The sequence below is a fragment of the Leeuwenhoekiella sp. A2 genome, assembly GCF_047946655.1.
Taxonomy (GTDB): Bacteria; Bacteroidota; Bacteroidia; order Flavobacteriales; family Flavobacteriaceae; genus Leeuwenhoekiella.
The window spans coordinates 1,054,509-1,076,998 of sequence record NZ_CP172311.1 but is presented as its reverse complement, the minus strand read 5'-3'; the positions used below and the strand labels follow the sequence as shown (position 1 = coordinate 1,076,998).

The following is a 22,490-nucleotide window of genomic DNA, read 5'->3' as shown; positions in this document are numbered from 1 at the left end:
GCAGAAAATCAGCCTTATTCAAAGCATTTTTATTTAGTACATTTGAGGCCCCTAACATTTCCTTAACAAATGATAACACACCTCAAAGGCAAGCTTGTAGAAAAAAATCCTACCGAAATTATCATAGATTGTAATGGGGTAGGATATTTTGTCAATATATCTTTACATACTTATTCTCTTTTGCCAGATGGCGAGGCAATAAGCATTCATACCTACCTGCACATTAAAGAAGATGCGCATACGCTGTATGGGTTTATGCAAAAATCTGAAAGGGACATTTTTAAACTTCTTATTTCTGTTTCTGGCGTGGGTACAAGTACAGCGCGTACCATGCTTTCATCGCTTACTCCTGAGCAGCTTAAACAAAGTATAGCAACAGGTGATGTTCCTGTAATACAGTCTGTAAAAGGAATAGGAGCAAAAACTGCTCAACGTGTGATTCTTGATCTTAAGGATAAGATTCTTAAAGTATACGATATTGACGAAGTTTCAATAAGTACAAGCAATACCAATAAAGAAGAAGCGTTATCTGCATTAGAAACTTTAGGATTCTTACGCAAACAAGCAGAGAAAGTTTGCAATAAAATAGTGCAGGAGAATCCATCAGCAGACGTTGAAACCATTATTAAACAAGCGCTTAAAAACTTGTAATCCAATTGGGGACAAAATTATTTTTAGCTTCATCAGTACGATATATTACCTTATTCGGAATATTTGCAATTTCATTTTCTGCCTTCTCTCAAGATGACGGGCAGGAGCAGGATTCTACAGCAACGGGATATTCTCTTGGCAGACTTGAGCTAAAGAATCCCAGTAGCATTATTGCAAAATATATATATGACCCACAGACAGACCGTTATATTTATAGTGAGAAACTAGGTGATTTTGATATTAATTATCCACTTATCTTAACTCCGCAGGAGTTTAAAGACATGGTGCGTAAAGAACAAATGCGCCAGTACTTTAAAGAAAAGATCGCTGCCGTAGATGGTAAAACCGAAGAAGGACAGGAGGCTCAAAAAAATCTATTGCCTAATTTCTATGTAGATTCTAACCTTTTTGAATCGATTTTTGGCGGTAATACGATAGAATTGATTCCACAGGGATCTGTAGAGATGGATCTGGGAGTGCTTTATACAAAACAGGATAACCCAAGTTTCTCACCCAGAAACCGAAGCAACTTCAGTTTTGATTTTGATCAGCGCATTAGTCTTAGCTTACTAGGTAAAGTAGGAGAAAGACTGCAGGTAAATGCGATGTATGATACAGAATCTACGTTTGATTTTCAGAACCAGATAAAACTTGAATACACGCCTACTGAAGATGATATTGTACAAAAGATAGAAGTGGGTAATGTGAGTATGCCATTAAATAGTGCGCTTATTCAGGGTTCACAAAGTTTATTTGGTGTAAAAACCCAGTTACAATTTGGGAAAACGACTGTAACAGGTGTGTTTTCAGAACAGCAAAGTCAGACAAATTCTGTAACCGCAGAAGGTAGCGGGACAGTTGAGGATTTTGAGATTTTTGCTTTAGATTATGATGAAAACAGGCATTATTTTCTTTCGCATTATTTTAGAGATCACTACGACGAGGCTCTTGCGAGTTATCCATTTGTAAATTCTAATATACAGATCACGCGTATAGAAGTTTGGGTCACAAACCGAAACCAAACAGTTCAGGGTACACGTAATATTGTAGCTGTTCAGGATATTGGTGAATCTAATCCTGAAAATATTGGTCTTGCAGCACCGCCTTCAGGGTTTGTAAACAGACCTTCAGGTTCTTATCCTGCAAATGCAAATAATGATTTTAATCCTTTTGGCATAAACGGTAACGGTCAAACCGTTCTTAATAATGCAATTAGAGATGCTGCAACCGTAGAACAAGGTTTTGGTGGTGTTCCTGTTTCAGACGGAACAGATTATGTATTGCTGGAGAACTCGAGACAACTTACTTCAAATGAATATACGCTTGATGCTACCTTGGGTTATATATCTTTAAACCAGAGGTTGAATAATGATGAGGTTCTTGGGGTGGCTTTTCAATATACCGTGAACGGGCAGGTTTATCAGGTGGGCGAATTTGCAAATGATGGTGTAGATGCAACCGGCAGTCCGTATGCCGATGATGATGGCGATGGTGTGCCAAATGTTGTTGATGTTGATGCAGATGGAGATAATATTAATGAAAATGGACAGGATACTGACGGTGATCAAATAACAGACGCTGCAGATGCAGATCAAACTGCAGGCGCAGATGTGAATAACGATGGTATTCTTGATCAGTTTATTCCGCCGGGTCAAGGTGGTGAACCTAAAGCTCTTGTGGTTAAAATGCTGAAAAGCAACATTACAACTGTGGCTGAACCGGTTTGGGACCTGATGATGAAAAACATCTATGGCCTTGGTGCAGGACAGTTGCAGCAAGATGGTTTTAGACTTAATATAGTATATACTGATCCTTCCCCGCTTAATTATATTACATCTGCAGAAGGCGGCCCTGCGCTTCCGGACGATGTAGATCAAACTTCGTTATTACGTGTTTTTAATCTTGACAGGCTAACGACTTATGGTGATCCTCAGGTAGGAGGAGATGGTTTTTTCGATTTTGTGCCGGGACTTACGGTAAACGTGAGAAATGGTAGTATAATTTTCACCTCTGTGGAACCTTTTGGTGAGTATCTCTTCAATAAACTTAGAAGCGAAACCGGTGAGGTTTATGATGACGGTGTAGATATGACAAATGATGAGCAGCAGACATACAATGCAAACCAGCGTAAATATGTGTACAAGTCACTTTATACTTCTACTAAGACTGCTGCGAGAGATAATGCGGATAAGAATAAATTTCAATTAAAAGGAAAATATAAATCTACACAGGAAGATGGTATCCCAATAGGTGGGTTTAATGTGCCCCAAGGTTCTGTGACTGTGACTGCGGGTGGACGTGTTTTACAAGAAGGTCTTGATTACACAGTAGATTATGCAAGAGGCAGAGTAATTATTCTTGATCAGGCTTTAATAGCTTCTAATATACCTATTCAGGTTTCCACAGAAAATAACACGCTTTTTGGTCAACAGACAAAACGTTTTACGGGTATTAATGTAGAACATAGATTTAACGAGAATTTTTTAATAGGAGGGACTCTTATAAATTTAAATGAAAGACCATTAACTCAAAAAGCCAATTATAGTTTTGAGCCTATAAACAATACCATATTTGGTCTTAATGCTAATTATTCTACAGAGGTTCCGTTTCTAACTCGATTGGTTAATAAACTTCCTAACATAGATACAGATGTAATGTCTAATGTTTCTATGCGTGGTGAGTTTGCTTATCTGCTTCCGGGCCAACCAAAAGCTACCGATTTTAACGGAAAAGCGACCTCTTACGTTGACGATTTTGAAGCTGCCCAAACATCAATAGATGTTAGTTCACCTTTGCAATGGTACATGTCTTCTGCTCCTATTGGTTTTGGCGGTGAATTATCAAATGGAGATTTAGCTTCGGGTTATAGAAGAGCAAAATTAGCCTGGTACAGTATAGATCCTATTTTTTACACCAGCCAGAGACCCGGTGGTATCAATAACGATGATATTTCTACATATGCCACCAGACGTGTTTTTAGAGATGAGATTTTCCCCCAGCAGGATATAGTTGCAGGAACAACTCAGGCTTTATATACACTTGATCTTGCGTATTACCCAACAGAACGGGGAGCATACAATTATAGCCCAGACGCTCAGGATGGTGTGCTAAGTAATCCTGAAGATAATTTTGGTGGAATGATGCGTCAATTTACTTCAACAGATTTTGAGCAATCTAATGTAGAATTTATAGAATTCTGGTTGATGGACCCGTTTATCTATCCAGAGAACGCCGGCAACACAGGCGGCCGTTTGACCTTAGACCTTGGTAGTATTTCTGAAGATGTGCTAAAAGATGGTCGTAAACAGTACGAGAATGGTCTGCCCAAAGATGGCGGTACGCAAAATAGTTCTGCAACAGCATGGGGAAAAGTGCCCACAAACCAGGCGCTGGTCTATGCTTTTGATACACAGGGGCAGGAGCGTACCAATCAGGATGTAGGTTATGATGGTTTAAGTGATGCTCAGGAAGCTGCTATGTTCTCAGGTTTTGCAGGTTTACCAGATCCTTCAGCAGATAATTATCAATATTTTGTAGCGGCAGAAGGTTCTGTACTTGACAGGTACAAGAACTATAATGGGCAGGAAGGGAACTCGCCGGTAGATGTTACTCAGACTAACCGTGGTTCTACTACATTTCCTGATGTAGAAGATATAAACCGCGATAATACGATGAACACGGTTGATAGTTATTATGAATATCAACTTGATATAACACCACAAAGTCTAACGATTAATAATGAGTACATCATAGATGTGCGTCAGGAGCAAAATTATGAATTACCTAATGGTAGCACGATTCCTGTAAGATGGTTGCAGTTTAAAATTCCTATTAATCAACCTACAAATACAGTAGGAGGGATATCAGACTTTAGATCAATTCGCTTTATGCGAATGTTTATGAGCGGCTTTAGCCAGAATACTGTACTTCGTTTAGGCACACTTGATCTTGTGCGAGGTGACTACCGCAGGTATGATCTTACTCTGGATCCTGATCTTTCTGATCCTGCAACTGAAAGTACACAGTTTGAAGTTGCTGCTGTAAGTATACAGGAGAATGAAGATAGAGAGCCTATACCATACACCTTACCTCCCGGGGTTTACCGTGAAGAATTAATAAACAACAATAATAACATACGCCAGAATGAGCAATCGCTTTCTTTAAGTGTTTGTGATCTTGAGGCGCAGGATAGTCGTGCGGTTTATAAGAACTTTAGATTAGACATGCGTCAATACAAAAATCTAGAGATGTTTGTGCATGCAGAATCGCAGATCAATCAGGTAGCATTACGTGATAATGAGCTGGTAGCTTTCGTTAGAATGGGAACAGATTTAAGTGAAAATTTCTATCAGATAGAATTGCCACTTACACCTACAGATTTTGGTACTACCAGTCCAGACGCTATTTGGCCCGAGGCAAACAGATTAAATATTCCTTTTGAATTACTTCAAAAAATAAAGGCAACTTTCTTTGGAGGTTCTATTGTGCTAGATGATCCCAATGTAATAACCTATTTTGATGAAAATGGTGATCTAATTACTAATCCCGAAGAAACTCCTTATGAAACCGGTAGCATACGTGTAGGTATTAAAGGTAATCCTAGTTTTGGTGACGTGCGAGTACTTATGTTAGGTTTAAAGAATGGGAATGAAACCAATGGGCGTGATATATGTGGAGAAGCCTGGTTTAATGAATTACGACTTTCAGATCTTCAGAATGAAGGGGGTTGGGCAGGAATCGCCAATATTGATGCAAATATCGCCGATTTTGCCACTGTTTCTGCCACCGGAAGGCAAACTACTATCGGTTTTGGAGGTATAGATGAAGGCCCTAATATGCGCAGCAGGGAAGATGTAAAATCTTACGATGTGGTTACTAATGTAAATGTGGGGCAGTTATTACCGAAAAAATGGGGTATTCAGCTTCCTTTTAACTACGCCGTAGGTGAGGAGATCATCACGCCACAATATGATCCTTTATATACAGATATAGAATTACAGACCAGTCTTGATAATGCTGCGACCTCTGCAGATCGTGATGAGATTGAAGGGCGATCTGTTTCGCATACGCGAAGACGCAGTGTAAATCTTATTGGGGTGCGCAAAGAACGCACGAGTGATGCAAAACCAATGCCTTATGATATTGAGAATCTTACTTTAGCCTATAGCTATAATCAGGAAGATCATAAGGATTTTGAGATAGAGCAATCGAGAAATCAAAATGTACGCGTAGGCGGAACTTACAATTATACTTTTGATGCAAAACCCTTTGAGCCATTTAAAGAAAATGATTCAATATTTACCAGTAAGTACTGGCAATTGCTTAAAGATTTCAACTTCAATTATCTTCCTGCAAGTGTTTCTTTAACTACAAATATCACCAGACAATTCAGTCAGCAAAAGTTTAGAGATATAACATTACCTCCAGGCTCTATTGTTCCGGAATTTTCGCAACGGAATTATTTGTTTGACCGGCAATTTTCTTTGAATTATCCCGTCACGCAGTCATTGCGACTAAATTTTGATCAGTCTCAGAATAGAATTGTGCGCAATTATTTACAGGATGATGATTCTATAGACCCTGAAGCGGGAGGTATTTATGATGGTTTCTTTGATGTGGGTACACCCAGCAGGCATTACCAGACTTTGCAGGCAAACTATGATCTTCCTATAAGTAAAATACCGTTTCTTGATTTCGTAAAAGCAACATATTCATACACTGCAGATTTTCAGTGGAACAGAGGTTCGTCGCAATTTCAGTCATTAGAAAATATTCCAGATCTGGGTAATTCTGTAGAAAATGCAAACACGCATGCTATTAATGGTTCGCTAGACATGACCTCGTTTTACAATTCTATAGGTCTGGTAAAAAAACAACCAGCTGGTGCAGCAACTTCACGCGCCGCAAGAAGCAGGGCTGTGCCTACTTTAGGTGATGACAATGAGACCGCAGCACAGCAACCAGAATCAGGTAAGCTGTCTGCCGGTGAAAAAGCCACAAATACAGCTATAGGAATATTAACAGGTATCAAGCAAATACAAGTTAATTATCAACAGAATAACGGTACTTATCTTCCCGGTTATTTACCCGGAGTTGGTTTTATAGGTACGCTGCGTCCCACTACCGGTTTTATATTTGGTAGTCAGGCAGAAGTGCGAGATTATGCAGCAAGAAAAGGCTGGTTAACCCTTTATCAGGAATTTAACCAACAGTATCGTGAGGTTGAAAACAGGCAACTGGATATTCAGGCGCAGGTAGAGTTTATTCCAGATCTTACCATAGATGTAAATATGAATCGCATCTATCAGGAAACGTATAATGAAAACTACAGAGTAGATCCTCAAACTCTGCAATATCAGACTTTGACAGGGAGTACTTATGGAAATTTCAATATTTCCACCTTAATGATAGGATCTGCTTTTGGCAAGAATACCGCTGAAAATTCGCAGGTTTTTAACGATTTTAGGTCAAATAGGCTGGTTATTGCACAACGTCTGGCTCAGGATTTTTACGGTACTTCAGATTATCCTACAGATGAGAATGGGTATCCTGTGGGTTACGGGCGTACAAACCAGGCTGTGCTTATACCTGCATTTTTATCAGCTTACACAGGCGGCAGTGCAGACAATGTTTCGCTGGGAGCATTTAGAAGTTTTCCGTTACCTAACTGGAATATAAAATATACCGGTTTTATGAAGTTAGACTGGTTTAAAAAGAGGTTTAAGCGTTTTTCTGTAAATCATGGTTACAGAGCGGGATATACGATAAATCAGTTCAACACCAATCTTAATTATAACAGGCAGCGTAATACATCACCAGAAGATGCGCAGGTAGATCAGGCAGGTAACTTTTTAAACGAGACGCTATATTCTAATATTAATCTTGTTGAGCAGTTTTCGCCCTTAATTCGGTTAGATTTTGAAATGCGTAACTCAGTTAAAATTTTAGCCGAAATACGGAAAGACCGTGCTTTGTCGCTTAGCTTTGATAATAATTTAATGACAGAAATTAACGGTAATGAATATATAATTGGGCTGGGATATCGTCTAAAAGACATTACATTTGCTACAAACATTGGTGGAAAACGCACGATCTTAAGGAGTGATTTAAACTTTAAAGCAGATCTTTCATTGCGACAAAATGAGACCATTGTGCGTTATTTAGATATTGATAATAATCAAGTAACTTCAGGTCAGGATATTTATGGGCTCAGGTTTACGGCAGATTATGCATTAAGTAAGAATTTAACGGCCATATTCTACTATGACCATTCATTTGCTACCTACGCAATATCTACCGCGTTCCCGCAAACAACCATTCGTTCTGGTTTGACCTTACGTTATAATTTTGGAAATTAATAACACTTAAAATATAATGAGTTTACCAGCAGATTTAAAGTATACCAAAGATCACGAGTGGGTTCGTGTTGAAGGTGATGTAGCCACAGTAGGAATCACAGATTTTGCTCAGGGAGAGTTAGGTGATATCGTATACGTAGAGGTAGAAACAGTAGACGAGACCTTAGATAAAGATGAGGTTTTTGGTACTGTAGAGGCGGTAAAGACCGTTTCAGACCTGTTTTTACCTTTAACAGGAGAGATCATTGAGTTTAATGACAAGCTAGAATCTGAACCAGAAGCTGTAAATAACGATCCTTATGGTGATGGCTGGATGATTAAAGTTAAGATTTCAAACCTTGATGAGGTTGAGCAATTGCTTAGTGCAGAAGCCTATGGGGAGATTATTGGCAAGTAAATTCTTTTCGCTTTTTGCAGCCATCGTTTATACAATATCGCTGGCTGTAGTCTCAATGATGCCTACCCCAGAGATTCCCGGAGCACCTGATTATTCAGACAAAATATTTCATTTTTGCGCTTATATAGGGTTTACCGGGTTGTGGTTTTTGTTCTTTTATTTATTTGGAATTAAAAATAAACGTTTACGATCTGTAGTTTTAATTACAATTTTTATCGCTCTTTTTAATGGTACGATAATTGAAGTAATGCAAGGGTGGTTAACCACTTACAGATCAGCAGATCCTAAGGATATGATTGCAAACTCAGCAGGAATTTTAACATGTGTTTTGCTGATTATTGCCTTTAGACCCAAACTGCATCAATTAAAATCAAAATTTTAATTTCATATTGCAGATGATTTTATTTAAATTAGCAATCCTTAACAACTAAGATTTTATGGAACCTAAGAAAAATCCGAAAGCAGACCTGGGCAGAAGAAGCGTTCTCTTCTTTCAAATAGGTTTGATTTTAATCCTCGCGCTTACTTATGGAGCGATCGAGTGGAAAACTTATGAAAAGAAGGCGATCGATATTGGCCAGTTAGACATGGACGATGTATTGGAAGAAGATATTCCAATTACAGAACTGAACACGCCACCACCACCACCACCGCCACCACCGCCACCAGCACCCGAAGTTATCGAGGTAGTTGAGGATGAAGCAGAGGTAGAAGAAACTGTAATAGAATCTACAGAAACCAATCAAGAAGAAGAGATTGTAGAAGTAGAAGACGTACAGTTTGAAGAAGAAGAAGAAATTGCAGATGTACCATTTGCAGTTATTGAGAACGTACCTATTTTCCCTGGTTGTGAGAACGAAAGTGGAAACGACGCTAAAAAGAAATGTATGTCTGAAAAGATATCATCTCTTGTAAACCGAAAGTTTAATACAGAATTAGGTAGTGAACTTGGGTTAAGCGGTGTAAACAGAATTTACGTGCGTTTTAAAATTGACAAAAACGGGAATATCGTTGATATAGGTTCTCGTGGACCGCATCCTAGACTAGAGCAGGAAGCAGAACGTGTAATTAAATTGTTACCTAAAATGACTCCTGGTAAACAGAGAGGAAAATCAGTAGGTGTACTTTATTCACTACCTATTGTATTCCAGGTGCAGGATTAAATAAAAGTTATCTATAATTTAAAATCCCGTCCGCGAAAGCGAGACGGGATTTTTTTTGGCAAGCTTGTTGTTAACGTTTTAATAGATTATTAACTGTTAAAACTATTTTATGAAAACTTCACAAAAAAGTGGCGATTCTGTTCGGCAAAACAGAATCAGCCCAACAAGCAAGCATGATGTAAATTTACGAAAAAACAACTTGGTCTATTTTCAAATAGGTCTTATTGTAGCGCTCCTTCTTGTACTCTTCGCTGCTGAGTATAAAACACCAGTAAAAATGTATGTCCCTGAACAAATGCCTGAAACCACAGCTTTAAATGTAATGGACTGGGATGAGAATTTCACCGTTGCAAAAAGAGAACAACCTAAAACTGAAACAAAAAAAGCATCAACCACTCTGCCGCCTATCGAGGTTCCTGATGATTTTGTTACTCCTAAGATGGCAGATGATATTTTTCCTCATCCGGAGCCAGAACCAGATTTTAATCCTAATTTTTTAGATACTAAAAAAGAACAGCCTATAGAAAATGTAGACTTTAGAAAAGTAGAATTTGTTCCTGTCTACCCAGGTTGCGAAGGTTTAGACACGAATGATGAGCGCAAAACGTGTATGCAAGAGAAGATAAATAAGCTAATAAGCAGAAAGTTTGACACAAATATTGGTAGTAAGTATGGTTTGTCTGGTATGAACAGAATTGATGTGCAATTTACCGTTGATGAAAATGGGAATATAGTTGATGTAAAAACGCGCGCGCCTCATCCTGCTCTGGAGAAAGAAGCAGAACGCGTAATTGAGCTAATACCTCAAATGAAACCGGGAAAACAACGCGATAAAAGCGTTCGTGTTATTTACGGGCAACCCATCCTTTTTAAAACTGAGAATTAATTTGAGCTAATTTTTACTATAAAAAACCCGTTTTTAACTTGTTAAAGGCGGGTTTTCCATTTTATCCTATTTCAAAAAAAGCCATATCTTGCTGCCGCCTTAATCTATTTTTATTATAATGAAGTCTACTGTCTCATTACTTCTATTGTTTATTTTCATTAATACTGCCTACTCGCAAAACTCACAAAATACTTTTGAGAAATATCCTGTATTCCCTCAATGTGAAAATGTTGAGATTAGCCAGATGCCAGAATGTTTCAGGAATACGTTGATTCAATTTATTATGGAGAATTTTAAAACTCCGTCAATTGTTGAAGAAGAGGGTTATAAGGGGGAACTGGTAGTTCTTTTTGAGGTTGATAAGGATGGGAAATTCAATATCTTAAATACAGAAGCTGTTTATGAAGAACTAAAAGAGGAGATTAAGCGCGTGTTTGTAGCATTGCCTCAAATCACACCTGCTTCTTATGATGCCAGACCAACGTACATGCAGTTTAGCATGCCTATACAGTTGCCGCTATCACGCAATACGCGAGATAATAAAGAGCTTAGTAATGAAACCTCAAAAGTTATTGATCTGCGTAAAAATGAGTATGATGATTTAAAAACTGATCTAACATATCAGGATAATGAATACACCAGCCAATTAAATATTCCTCTTTCTCATCAGGTCTATAGTAGGTTTGATTATGAAATGAACCTTGTAGGCACAAATAGTCACACGGCCAGCAAGCCTTTCCTTTACCAGGAAGTGAATAATTATTATGATTTTGAAAGTAAAAAAACCTCCCTTTTAAAGGCAAAAACCTCCTGGTTTGGCCGAAAATTCTGGAATGAGCATATGGTAACTCTGCAGCATGAGAACTACTGGTTTACACTAGATCCGGGAGCAGATCTACAATTGGGTTTTGAAACCGCAAATAATGAAGATCAAAGCTACACGTATAATAATACGAGAGCGTTAATTTTTCAGGGCGGCCTGGGTAAGAAATTAAATTTCTATACCGTTTTTTACGAAAGTCAGGGTTCTTTTGCCGGTTACTTTAATAGATACGCACGCTCTATACGTCCTGACGGCGGTAATCCTGCTATCGTTCCTGGCAGAGGTATTGCGGCAGAATCTCGTGCAGGAGATTTTGATTATCCTATCGCAGAAGCATATTTATCTTTTACTCCCAGTAAATATTTTAACCTTCAGTTTGGTCACGGTAAGAATTTTATAGGCGATGGTTACCGCTCATTAATTTTGAGTGATAACGCGAGCCCTTATCCATTTTTCAAAATCAATACAACTTTTTGGAAATTTAAATACACTAACACCTGGATGTCGTTGCGTGATGTACGGCCAGAGGTTGTAGGTGATGGTTCTTTTCGTACAAAATATATGGCAAATCACTACCTGAGTTTTAATGTTTCAAAACGATTGAATATTGGTCTCTTTGAAAATGTGATCTGGGAGAATGATAATGACCGTGGTTTTGATCTCAATTATCTCAATCCTGTGATATTTTACAGAGCCATTGAGTTTTCTACTGGCTCAAGAGGAGGAAACGCTTTAATAGGCTTAAGCGGAAAGTATAAATTCAGTGACCAGTTTAATGCGTATGCTCAGGTCATTATTGACGAATTTTCTACGGGAGCAATTACGGGTAATGCAAAAAGCTATAAAAATAAGCAAGGTGTGCAACTAGGCTTAAAATATTTTAATGCTTTTAACATTCCTGATCTGCAATTGCAAGTAGAATTTAATCAAGTAAGGCCTTATGTTTATTCTAACAATGAGATCATTTTAAATTACGGCCATAATAATCAATCTATGGCGCATCTATGGGGAGCTAATTTTAGAGAATTTATAGCTATTGCTCGTTATGAAAATGCGCGTTGGTATGGTACTGCAAAATTCATTTATGGCACACGTGGGTTTGAGATGGGAGATATAAATGATGTTTTCTATGGTGGTAGTATTTATGGCAATGATGAGAATCGCCCTTCTGATGATGGAATTTTACTAGGCCAGGGGAATAAAACAAATACGTTACACGGTAATCTTGAAGTGGGCTATTTAATTAACCCCGCTACTAATTTAAAAGTTTATTCATCAATCATCTATAGAGATAACACGACAGAGGTCTATGATCCTGTAAATTTAGATGAGACTACACTTTGGGTAAACTTCGGTTTTAGAACAGATCTGTTCAACTGGTATTTCGATAACTAAATAGTATAAAAAGAAAGGTGTGCTTTTAAAAGCACACCTTTATACTAGCGGGGAAGACGGTCGGGGGTTCGTCCGTAATGTCTAAATCTTAATTCGTATAACCATCACATCAAACGGATAAGAACAATACAATTCGGAAATAAGTTGGGATACCTTTTAAGGAATTCCTGACCACCCTGATTATTTAGCGAGCTAAATAGTCGTTTTCAACGGTAAAAATCCGCTATTAATCCTGCTAAGATATAAATTATTAATAAAATTTATTAATTAATTTGCTTATTAATTGAAATTTCCATTCAAAAATTAAGAATATTTAACTGATTATGACCTTATAAGAAAGAGAAGAAGATCATTTTTTCTATTCAGCTGCATATTTTTGTAAATTACACTCTTAGAATTATAGCAACATATACAGATAAATGAAAATCAATAAACTACATATTGCGCTACTTCTTATTTTAAGTTGTAGCGGTATAACACCAACCTTAAAAGCTCAAGAAAAAATGACCGAATTTGACAAAAACTTTGTGCATACTGTTTTCTTTTGGTTACATAACCCCGGTGATCAGGAAGACAGAACAGCGTTTGAAACTTCGCTTAAAAAATTCTTAAATTCAAGTTTATACGCAAACACACATTTTATAGGTACTCCTGCAAATACTCCGCGTGATGTGGTAGATAGTTCATATACCTATTCTTTAGTTCTCACTTTTCCTTCTAAAGAGATTCAGAATAAATATCAAAGTGAAGAAGCGCACCTACTTTTTATTGAAGAATCTGCCCATTTATGGGATAAAGTAATTGTCTATGATTCCGTTGGGATAAAAGGATATTAAAAAGATCTGAGGTAATGAGGTGAAGTTTTGTCTAAATTGTCACCTCATTTACTGCATTAACTACAATTTCCAGATCGTTTACACCTCTAAAGCCGCTAAATCCTACGGCTAACATTTTATCTCCTAATTTTATGGGTTGACCACCTTCCCAGCCAATAAAATCTGGTCTTTCTATGCCAAATTGATTATCATCTAGCTTACCAGCGAAAACGAGCTCTTCAAATTCGCCGGTTTTTTGCCGGTGATCCATACCTGGCTGGCTTTAGTCCAGGCAATTTTATAAAAGTGGCGCTGCTTGACTTTATCCTTGCCATACATTTTGCCGTAAACCTGAGCATCTTCATCAATAATACAAACAGCAACGTTGCCTTCAGCAATAGAACTATCTTCAGGATGCATCATATATTTAGGTATCTGCTCTTCAAACGATTTAAAAATCTGCTCGATTGCCTCTAAAAACTCCGATTTTGACATAAAAATTGACTTATAATGTTTAAAATAAAATGGTGATCTTCAAACAGAATATTGAAAATCACCATTTAAATGTACAAAAGTTATTTGCTATTTCTGCCTAAGATTTAATAGCTATTTTTTAATTATTAAAGTCCGTCGTAAGGCTCTCATAGAAGGTCTGGCGTATTTTAGGACCGTTTATAAAAGCGTCTTTCATAGCCTCATCACTGTAGAAATCGCCGGTAAGTGATTCATCAGCAATAATATCCTCCTTGCTTGTGCTAGAGTCTATAGCCTGCTGTACATTAGATTGAATGCCTTTTAGCATTTCTACATATTTCTCATAATCTGCTTTAGTCGCAAGAGCACCATGACCCGGAATAATTTTGGTATCATTATTTATAAGCATCAATCCCGCTTTTCCCGCTTCAATATCACCTGCCACACTACCGCCGCTTGACAGATCTATAAACGGAAAGGAACCATTAAAAAATGTATCTCCTGTGTGTAAGACATTACTTTGTGGGAAGTAGATCATAGAATCTCCATCTGTATGGGCATTGTGCACATGAGTGGCAAGAATATCATTACCGTTAACGTGAATCATCACATCTTCATTAAATGTAATGACCGGCAAACCATTGTTTTGTTTTTCGCTTAAGCGTTTTCTCACATTCTCCTGGGCAAGAATTAAAGTTCCTTCTTTCTCAAAATTCGCATTGCCGCCGGTATGGTCACCATGAAAATGTGTGTTAGCTAAAAATTTTACTGGCTTGTCGCTTATTGTTTTGATGGCATCCAGAATCTTTTGAGAAAGAGGAGCAAACTCATCGTCGATCATGAAAACGCCATCTTCACCCGTAGATATGCCAATGTTACCGCCGTTTCCTATAAGCATGAATATATTTTCACTTACCGGGATCACTTTGATCTCGACATCGCTCATGTCCTGAAAGGCAAAAGTTTGTAGTGTTAATGATAGAAGTAGGAGTGTTAGTAGTTTAATTTTTTTCATAGTTTTTTTAATTCATTTTTCTTTTTGTGAAAGTTAATTAAAATTAGGCGCTGTTTATATGGTTTTAATTTGGTATTTCATTGTGAGTAATATAAGTGTTGAGTATCTTTGCACGACTTTTTAAAGACCCCAATCTCAGCATATTTGAGCTTAGTTAAAACACATACTGAAAGCGTATCTGCCTGGACAGATTTTAAGGAGATCACCAAGATGCGTCTTGCTATAAGCGTGGTTTTTTCAAGCATCGCAGGTTATTTTCTGGGTGCATATGAGATAGACTGGTACACTGTTTTCCTGCTGGCTGTAGGTGGCTATTTTATGGTGGGCGCTTCTAATGCGTATAACCAAATAATAGAGCGTGATCTTGATGCTCTGATGGATCGCACGAAGAATAGACCTATTCCTGCCGGGCGTATGACAGTCGCTAATGCTTTTGTAATTGCAAGTGTTTTTACGGTGCTTGGGCTTATAACTCTTTGGGTGATCAACCCAACGACAGCATACTTTGGTGCTGTTTCTATTTTTCTATATGTATGTGTTTATACGCCATTAAAAACCAGAACTCCGCTTTCGGTTTTTGTGGGTGCTTTTCCCGGGGCTATTCCTTTTATGATGGGCTGGGTTGCTGCTACAGATAGTTTTGGCATTGAGCCCGGAACTTTGTTTATGATTCAGTTTTTCTGGCAGTTTCCACATTTTTGGGCAATAGGCTGGTTTTTATATGACGATTATAAAAAAGGTGGATTTTTTATGTTGCCTACTGGAAAACAAGATAAAGGAACAGCTTTACAGGTCGTTTTTTATACCATTTGGACCGTTTTAGTGTCACTTATACCAGCTTTTGGCGTTACGGGGAGACTTTTTCTAACGCCTGTTTCGGCTGTTATAATAGGTGTTTTAGGCTTAGGGCTCCTGTTTTATGCTTTACGACTTTATAAGAATATGAATGCGGTTACAGCAAAACGGTTAATGCTTTCTAGTGTAAGCTACATTACGTTATTGCAAATAATATATGTGGCAGATAAATTTTTGAGATGATAGATTATACAGTACAACCCGAAGAAGAAAAACTCCAGAGATCAAAAAAAATGATGCTTTGGTTTGGTATTATTAGTCTTTCTATGATGTTTGCGGGATTAACCAGTGCATATATTGTAAGTAAAGAGCGTAAGGACTGGTTAACAGATTTTCAATTACCACAGGCTTTTTACATTAGTACTGCGGTGATTATTTTAAGTAGTATAACCATGCATCTGGCCAAGCGCTCAGTTTTGGCTCAAAAAGAAAGTGCAGGCAGACTATTTCTTATCGCTACGCTGATACTGGGAGGTGCCTTTGTGTTTCTTCAGTTTTTAGGATTTGATCAAATTATTTCAGAAGGATACTATTTTACAGGTAGTGACAGCACGGTTACAACGTCGTTTATATATGCTTTCGTTATTAGTCATATTGTTCACATAGGAGCAGGTTTGCTGGTTCTAATTATTGTACTTGTTAATCATTTAAGGGGTAAATATACTCCCGGAAGAACGTTGGGTATAGAACTGGGCGCCACTTTCTGGCACTTTGTAGATGTGCTTTGGGTATATCTGTTTTTGTTTCTTTTATTCTTTAGATAGGAATAATTTTTTTCACCAATCATTTGTATTTTGCAGATATTACGGTAGTTATGGCGCTTTTTTGAATGGTTATAAATACCATTTTTAACTTTGAAAACCATTTTAAAAATACCTATTTTTGCAAGGCTTATAAAACCAAAACTTATTTATGGACGCTACTGCTGTTAGAACAGGCACCGAAGGCAAAATCTGGGGAGGTGGTAATCAACCCTTAAAAGTTAGTTACGGAAAGATGATGATGTGGTTTTTCATCCTTTCAGATGCACTCACATTTTCCGGCTTTCTCGCCGCTTATGGATTTTCCAGATTTAAATTTATCGATTCCTGGCCTATAGCAGATCAGGTGTTTACTCACTTTCCTTTTTTACACGGTGTAGATGCGCCTATGTATTATGTCGCGTTAATGACATTTATACTTATTTTCTCATCTGTGACAATGGTGCTTGCGGTTGATGCGGGACATCATATGCAAAAGAATAAGGTTATATGGTATATGTTCTTTACCATAATAGGTGGTTTAGTATTCGTAGGTTCTCAAGCATGGGAATGGACTAATTTTATTCAGGGGGAATACGGTGCTGTAGAAACACGGGCCGGTAAAATACTTCAATTTGTTAATGCAGAAGGCGAGCGAGTCGCGCTTGAAGATGTTGCTGCTGATATTTCTGTAGAAAGAGAGGAGCTAACTCGTAGTAAGGGGCTTTGGTATCTTGAAGAACAAAGCACTTTGCCAGACGTTAGTTTTGCGCAGGTAAAAGCTGGTTTTCTTGCTGATAATAATCTTTTTATACGTACCCAATCTCAAACTGAAGAAGGAGAGAAAGTAGTGCTTTCAAGAGAAGAATCTATTAAAAAATTAAATGACGATGGTGTAGGAGTAGTGCAGGGCGCAAATCTTAGACATAATGAATATGGAGCGCCTTTGTTTGCTGACTTCTTTTTCTTTATCACCGGTTTTCATGGTTTTCACGTATTTTCTGGAGTGGTGCTTAATTTTATCATCTTCATTAATGTAATCATGGGTACTTACGAGAGAAGAGGTAGCTATGAGATGGTAGAGAAAGTAGGTCTTTACTGGCACTTTGTAGATTTGGTTTGGGTATTTGTATTTACCTTCTTCTATTTGGTTTAATATTAAATTTAGCTTTAAGCTTTTTTCTAAAATATAAAAAATGGCACAAGACGCAGTACATCACGAGTCAGCTAGCAAAAGGATTTGGACTGTATTTTTTATCCTTTCTGTAATAACAATAGTAGAAGTATTTTTAGGTATAGTTAAGCCGGAATTTCTGGTAGATACTTATTTGCTTCGCATGAAGTTGCTTAACTGGATCTTTATCGTTCTTACAGTGGTTAAAGCTTACTACATAGTTTGGGCTTTCATGCATATGGAGCATGAGACTAAAGGGATGAGAAGAGCCGTAGTATGGACGGCAATATTTTTAATTTGTTACTTAATGTTTATCCTGCTCACAGAAGGTGAGTATATATTTGATGTGTATCACGATGGATATCAAAGCTGGGATTTTTAATAAGATTTGAGACGGCTGCTTTAGCCGTCTTTTTTTTAGCTAGAATTTATTTTAGTGAAACGGTGATGGGGTAATGCGATCAATAGCTAAGAAAGTATAATGAAAAAGAATTTAGTTTTAGGAGTATTATTTATTCTTCCCATAGTGGCTTATCTCTTCTTTGCATCGGGAATACATAATTTTGCAAAACTTCCCATTTTAACTACAAGTGTAAAAGAACTTGATTTTGCGCCAGAAGTTGAGCTTAAAGATCATATTACCGTTTTAGGTTTTCTGGGTGATGAGATACCTGCAGAAGGAGGTACACTTTTCAATCTTAATCAAAAAATCTACACTTATTTTAGTCAGTTTGATGATTTTCAGTTTGTGTATTTGGTGCCGGAAGGTACAGATAAAGAAAAGCTGCAGGATGTTATTGATGAGCTTTCACAGATTAGTGATATGACGCACTGGAAGTTTGTATTCACAACCACAGACAATATAAAATCGGTCTTTAATAGCCTAAAATCGCCCTATAAGCTCGAAAATGACCATGGCTCTCCATATATTTTCATTATTGATAAAGAGGGAAATCTTAGAGGTAGAGATGATGATGAGGATGTGGGAGATTTATATGGTTATAATAGTACAGATGTTGCAGAGTTGGCTAATAAAATGAAGGATGATGTAAAAATTGTTCTGGCAGAGTACAGGCTGGCACTAAAGAAATATAACGCAGAGAGAAAGAAATAATATGAATGCAAAAAAAACCTATATAGGTATAGCTGTGATCGTTCTTATTTTTGGGTTACTCGTGATTCCCAAGATTATAGAGCGTTTAAGTAATGATGAAGTGGTTGTAAATGACAGGCTCAATGTCGCTCAAAAACAAACGGCAGATTCAGACCAGGGTGATTTAGCTTATATTAAAATAAACGGTAAAGACAGGAGGGTTCCTTCTTTTAAGTTTGTTAACCAAAATCAGGATACAATAACAGATAAAGACTATAGAGGCAAAGTTTTTCTTGTAGAATTCTTTTTTACCCGCTGCCCGGATATTTGCATTCCTATGAATAAAAATCTTGTTGCTATTCAGCAGGAATTTCAAGGTAATGATAAGTTTGGTATTGCTAGTATTACCATAGATCCTGAAAATGATTCACCAGAAGTATTAAAAGAGTATGCAGAGCATTACGGTGTTGATGAATCTAACTGGAATTTTTTAACCGGAAGCCGGGATAGTATTTATACGCTTGCTAATGAAAAATTTGGACTCTTAGCACAGGAAAATCCCAATATAGAAGGAGGTCTTTTGCATTCGGGATACTTTGCGCTGGTAGATCAAAACGGTTTTATAAGATCGCGTCTCGATCCTTTTGGTAATCCTAAAGTGTATTACAAAGGTTCAATTCCCAGAGATACGCCTGTAGTAGAAGATGGAGATAATGCTGAAATTGATATTTTAGTAGATGATATAAAGCTCTTGTTAAAGAAGAATACAAGCTATGAGTGATGTTGCTTTAAAGGAAAAGAATTATAACCGGTGGATAATTGTATTATCTCTCGTAATTCCTGTGGCTGTAGCATTTTTGTTTACAGTGAGAATACCTGGTGTAGAGAGACTTGGTTTTTTACCTCCCATCTACGCAGCAACTAATGGTATTACAGCAGTGTTACTGGTATCTGCAGTTGTACAAATACGTAAGGGGAATCAACGCTTACACGAAAAACTTATGAAAGCTGCAATTGTGCTTTCGGTTTTATTTCTCGTTTTATATGTTTTGTATCATGCTACATCAGATTCCACAAAATTTGGAGATATAAATAACGACGGTCTTCTTTCTGATGCTGAAAAAACAACGGTTGGTATTTCTGCTTTCTTCTATTATTGTATACTGGTATCACACATACTTTTGTCAATAGTTGTAATTCCTTTTGTGCTTATTACATATGTAAGGGCGTTATCTAAGCGTTTTGATAAACATCGTAAAATTGCCAAAATAACATTCCCAATTTGGTTATATGTTGCGGTAACAGGCGTTGTGGTATATTTTATGATATCTCCTTATTATCCTGCTTAAAGAATTTGATGATGAAAAAGTATATAGCACTCTTGATCGTTCTTTTTTTAACAGCCACTCCTGTTGAAGCGCAATGCGCAATGTGCCGTGCAGTGCTTGAAAGTGAAACAGATAATTCTATTGCTCAGGGTGTTAATAATGGTATTATCTATTTGATGGCGGTTCCTTATTTACTCATGGGTGGCTTGATCTGGTATATCTACAAAAGCCGAAAAAAGGCTAACAAGGCAGATAATTAATGCGTTAGGTAAGTATTTTTTCTTATTTTAACATTTGCACTTGTAACAAACAAGTGTTTACTTAGTCTATTCATTGAGAAACTGAGTTATGTAGCCAGGCTTCCTAAAACCATCCCGTTGTATGATAACCATAAAAGATCTTCACAAATCCTACCATATGGGTTCTAATTCTCTTCATGTTCTCAAGGGAATTAATTTTTCAGTACAAGAGGGAGAATTGGTTTCTATCATGGGCTCTTCAGGATCTGGTAAGTCTACTTTGCTCAATATCTTGGGTATGCTTGATGAAGCAGATACAGGGACATACACTCTTGATGGTGTGCCTATTAAAAACTTAAACGAGAAAATAGCCGCTCAATACCGTAATAAATTTCTTGGTTTTATTTTCCAATCCTTCAATTTGATCGGGTACAAAAATGCAATGGATAATGTTGCTATGCCGTTGTATTATCAGGGCTTTAAGCGTAACGAGCGCAATGAGCGCTCTATGCATTATCTTGAAAAGGTGGGTTTAGCAGATTGGGCTGGGCATTTACCCAGTGAACTTTCAGGTGGTCAAAAACAACGTGTTGCTATTGCCAGAGCTTTGGCAAGTGATCCTAAAGTTTTGCTTGCAGATGAGCCTACAGGTGCGCTTGATACAAAAACATCATATGAAGTGATGGATTTAATTCAGGGTATTAATGATGAAGGTAAGACTATTCTAATCGTAACTCACGAAGACGATATAGCACATATGACCAAGCGTATTGTAAATCTTAAAGATGGCTTGATCATAGACGATACTAAAGTAAACCAGGTAAGAGCTTTGTCTCATGTTTGATATTGAGCGCTGGCAGGAAATTCTGGAAACTATCCGGAAGAACAAATTACGCACCTTCTTAACGGGCTTATCAGTTGCATCGGGAATATTTATTCTGGTGATTCTTCTTGGTTTTGGTCAGGGTATTCAAAATGGTATTTCAAAAGAGTTTGAGCAGGATGCGGCTAATCGTATAAGCGTTTATACAGGTGTGACCTCTGTAGAATACAAAGGTCTTAATCCGGGTCGTTTTATAGAGATGACTAATGAGGATTACAATTATTTAATTAAAAAGTATCAGGATAATCTGGAATTTAAATCTTCTGTTTACCGTATCTGGAGCGGTCTTACAACTTACAAAAATGAATCAGGAAGTTATAGAATAGAAGGTGTGTATCCCGATTATCAATTTCTTGAAAATGCCTCTTTAACTAATGGGAGGTTTATTGATTACACAGATCAGGATAACTATGAGAAAGTTGTTTCGATAGGTCGCAAGGTAAGCCAGGATCTGTTTAAAGATGAAGATCCCATAGGCAAGTATATTCAGATATCCGGAATCAATTTTAAAGTTGTTGGTGTTTATACAGACCCTGCGGGTGAGCGCGAAGAAGCTCGTATATTTTTACCTTTATCTACATCACAGCGCGTTTTTAATGCCGGTAATAAAGTGCGCAATTTAGGTTTTACGTTAAAACCGCAAGGTAGCTTTCAGGAGGCATTAGCGCAATCCATTCAGTTTTCTTCAGAAATACAATCATTTTTAAAAGAAAGACATCTCGTTGCTCCTGAAGATACAAGCGCTATAAACGTTAATAATTCATTAGAGAATGCAAAGCGATTTTATGATCTTATTGCAATTATAAAAGCCTTTTTCTGGACGGTAGGTATTTGTACCATAATCGCCGGTGTGGTTGGTGTAAGTAATATCATGCTAATCATTGTAAAAGAACGTACACGCGAAATAGGCATTCGCAAAGCCTTAGGAGCACAACCGTGGTCTATTATCTGGATGGTATTGCATGAATCTATTTTTGTGACTGCTATTGCAGGTTTTACCGGTTTGATACTTAGTATGGCACTTCTTGAAGTAATTGGGCCTAATATTGAGATGGATTATATAATAAATCCTTCAGTCAATTTTAATGTGGCAATTACAACAGTGTTTATTTTAATATTTGCCGGGGCATTAGCAGGATTTTTTCCGGCTTGGCGTGCAGCAAGTATAAGTCCTATAGAAGCAGTACGTGAAGAATAAATC

Annotated in this window: 21 protein-coding genes; 18 read left to right on the top strand and 3 right to left on the bottom strand. The window is 37.4% G+C overall.

Annotated features, from left to right (window positions below; genetic code table 11):
- Positions 1-69 precede the first annotated feature (69 nt).
- The 8 genes from ruvA (at position 70) to ACH3PA_RS04805 (ending at position 13,509) form a co-directional block, all read left to right on the top strand.
- Positions 70-651 (top strand): Holliday junction branch migration protein RuvA, encoded by a 582-nt coding sequence (gene ruvA, locus ACH3PA_RS04840; protein ID WP_416439797.1) that lies wholly within the window; start codon positions 70-72, stop codon positions 649-651.
- Positions 651-8,009 (top strand): cell surface protein SprA, encoded by a 7,359-nt coding sequence (gene sprA, locus ACH3PA_RS04835; RefSeq protein ID WP_416446663.1) that lies wholly within the window; start codon positions 651-653, stop codon positions 8,007-8,009. The genes ruvA and sprA overlap by 1 nt, the downstream gene beginning before the upstream one ends.
- Before the next feature lie 16 nt (positions 8,010-8,025).
- Positions 8,026-8,406 carry a glycine cleavage system protein GcvH gene (gene gcvH, locus ACH3PA_RS04830; RefSeq protein WP_416439799.1) on the top strand — a complete coding sequence of 127 codons (381 nt, stop codon included), beginning with the start codon at positions 8,026-8,028 and terminating at the stop codon, positions 8,404-8,406.
- Positions 8,384-8,788 carry a VanZ family protein gene (locus tag ACH3PA_RS04825; RefSeq protein WP_416439801.1) on the top strand — a complete coding sequence of 135 codons (405 nt, stop codon included), beginning with the start codon at positions 8,384-8,386 and terminating at the stop codon, positions 8,786-8,788. Before gcvH ends, ACH3PA_RS04825 begins: the two co-directional genes overlap by 23 nt.
- A gap of 55 nt (positions 8,789-8,843) precedes the next feature.
- Positions 8,844-9,569 carry an energy transducer TonB gene (locus ACH3PA_RS04820; protein ID WP_416439803.1) on the top strand — a complete coding sequence of 242 codons (726 nt, stop codon included), beginning with the start codon at positions 8,844-8,846 and terminating at the stop codon, positions 9,567-9,569.
- A gap of 109 nt (positions 9,570-9,678) precedes the next feature.
- Positions 9,679-10,455, top strand: coding sequence for an energy transducer TonB (locus ACH3PA_RS04815; RefSeq protein ID WP_416439805.1), 777 nt, complete (start codon positions 9,679-9,681; stop codon positions 10,453-10,455).
- 118 nt (positions 10,456-10,573) lie between these two features.
- Positions 10,574-12,673: a gliding motility protein RemB gene (locus ACH3PA_RS04810; protein WP_416439807.1), complete on the top strand. Its 2,100-nt coding sequence runs from the start codon at positions 10,574-10,576 to the stop codon at positions 12,671-12,673.
- A gap of 419 nt (positions 12,674-13,092) precedes the next feature.
- On the top strand, positions 13,093-13,509 hold the full coding sequence (locus tag ACH3PA_RS04805) for a Dabb family protein (protein WP_416439809.1): 417 nt from the start codon (positions 13,093-13,095) through the stop codon (positions 13,507-13,509).
- Between the two features lie 31 nt (positions 13,510-13,540).
- Here ACH3PA_RS04805 and ACH3PA_RS04800 read toward each other — a convergent pair whose 3' ends face one another.
- From ACH3PA_RS04800 to ACH3PA_RS04790, 3 genes are all read right to left on the bottom strand, one after another.
- Complete coding sequence (locus ACH3PA_RS04800) at positions 13,541-13,759, bottom strand: hypothetical protein (protein WP_416439810.1); 219 nt, start codon at positions 13,757-13,759, stop codon at positions 13,541-13,543.
- Positions 13,702-13,983: a hypothetical protein gene (locus ACH3PA_RS04795; protein ID WP_416439812.1), complete on the bottom strand. Its 282-nt coding sequence runs from the start codon at positions 13,981-13,983 to the stop codon at positions 13,702-13,704. Before ACH3PA_RS04795 ends, ACH3PA_RS04800 begins: the two co-directional genes overlap by 58 nt.
- A 118-nt stretch (positions 13,984-14,101) precedes the next feature.
- A complete protein-coding gene (locus ACH3PA_RS04790) occupies positions 14,102-14,977 on the bottom strand; it encodes an MBL fold metallo-hydrolase (protein ID WP_416439814.1) in 876 nt (291 codons plus the stop codon).
- Between the two features lie 144 nt (positions 14,978-15,121).
- On the opposite strand from ACH3PA_RS04790, the gene cyoE reads away from it, so the two are divergent.
- The 10 genes from cyoE to ACH3PA_RS04740 all read left to right on the top strand — a co-directional run bounded on the left by cyoE (position 15,122) and on the right by ACH3PA_RS04740 (position 22,487).
- Complete coding sequence (gene cyoE, locus ACH3PA_RS04785; RefSeq protein ID WP_416439816.1) at positions 15,122-16,015, top strand: heme o synthase; 894 nt, start codon at positions 15,122-15,124, stop codon at positions 16,013-16,015.
- Positions 16,015-16,596 (top strand): cytochrome c oxidase subunit 3, encoded by a 582-nt coding sequence (locus ACH3PA_RS04780; protein WP_416448550.1) that lies wholly within the window; start codon positions 16,015-16,017, stop codon positions 16,594-16,596. Before cyoE ends, ACH3PA_RS04780 begins: the two co-directional genes overlap by 1 nt.
- A gap of 148 nt (positions 16,597-16,744) precedes the next feature.
- Positions 16,745-17,728: a cytochrome c oxidase subunit 3 gene (locus tag ACH3PA_RS04775; protein ID WP_416448448.1), complete on the top strand. Its 984-nt coding sequence runs from the start codon at positions 16,745-16,747 to the stop codon at positions 17,726-17,728.
- A gap of 40 nt (positions 17,729-17,768) precedes the next feature.
- Complete coding sequence (locus tag ACH3PA_RS04770; protein WP_416448447.1) at positions 17,769-18,128, top strand: cytochrome C oxidase subunit IV family protein; 360 nt, start codon at positions 17,769-17,771, stop codon at positions 18,126-18,128.
- Positions 18,129-18,227: 99 nt separating this feature from the next.
- The gene (locus tag ACH3PA_RS04765; protein ID WP_416448446.1) at positions 18,228-18,860 is read left to right on the top strand and encodes a hypothetical protein; all 633 of its coding nucleotides are present in this window, start codon (positions 18,228-18,230) and stop codon (positions 18,858-18,860) included.
- Between the two features lies 1 nt (position 18,861).
- Positions 18,862-19,620: an SCO family protein gene (locus tag ACH3PA_RS04760; protein WP_416448445.1), complete on the top strand. Its 759-nt coding sequence runs from the start codon at positions 18,862-18,864 to the stop codon at positions 19,618-19,620.
- Entirely contained in the window at positions 19,613-20,188 is a 576-nt protein-coding gene (locus ACH3PA_RS04755) for a DUF420 domain-containing protein (RefSeq protein ID WP_416448444.1), read from the top strand. Before ACH3PA_RS04760 ends, ACH3PA_RS04755 begins: the two co-directional genes overlap by 8 nt.
- An 8-nt stretch (positions 20,189-20,196) precedes the next feature.
- Positions 20,197-20,427, top strand: a complete 231-nt coding sequence (locus ACH3PA_RS04750; protein WP_416448443.1) for a hypothetical protein — start codon at positions 20,197-20,199, stop codon at positions 20,425-20,427.
- A gap of 121 nt (positions 20,428-20,548) precedes the next feature.
- Positions 20,549-21,250 carry an ABC transporter ATP-binding protein gene (locus tag ACH3PA_RS04745; protein WP_416439830.1) on the top strand — a complete coding sequence of 234 codons (702 nt, stop codon included), beginning with the start codon at positions 20,549-20,551 and terminating at the stop codon, positions 21,248-21,250.
- Positions 21,243-22,487: an ABC transporter permease gene (locus ACH3PA_RS04740; RefSeq protein ID WP_416448442.1), complete on the top strand. Its 1,245-nt coding sequence runs from the start codon at positions 21,243-21,245 to the stop codon at positions 22,485-22,487. The genes ACH3PA_RS04745 and ACH3PA_RS04740 overlap by 8 nt, the downstream gene beginning before the upstream one ends.
- Positions 22,488-22,490 lie beyond the last annotated feature (3 nt).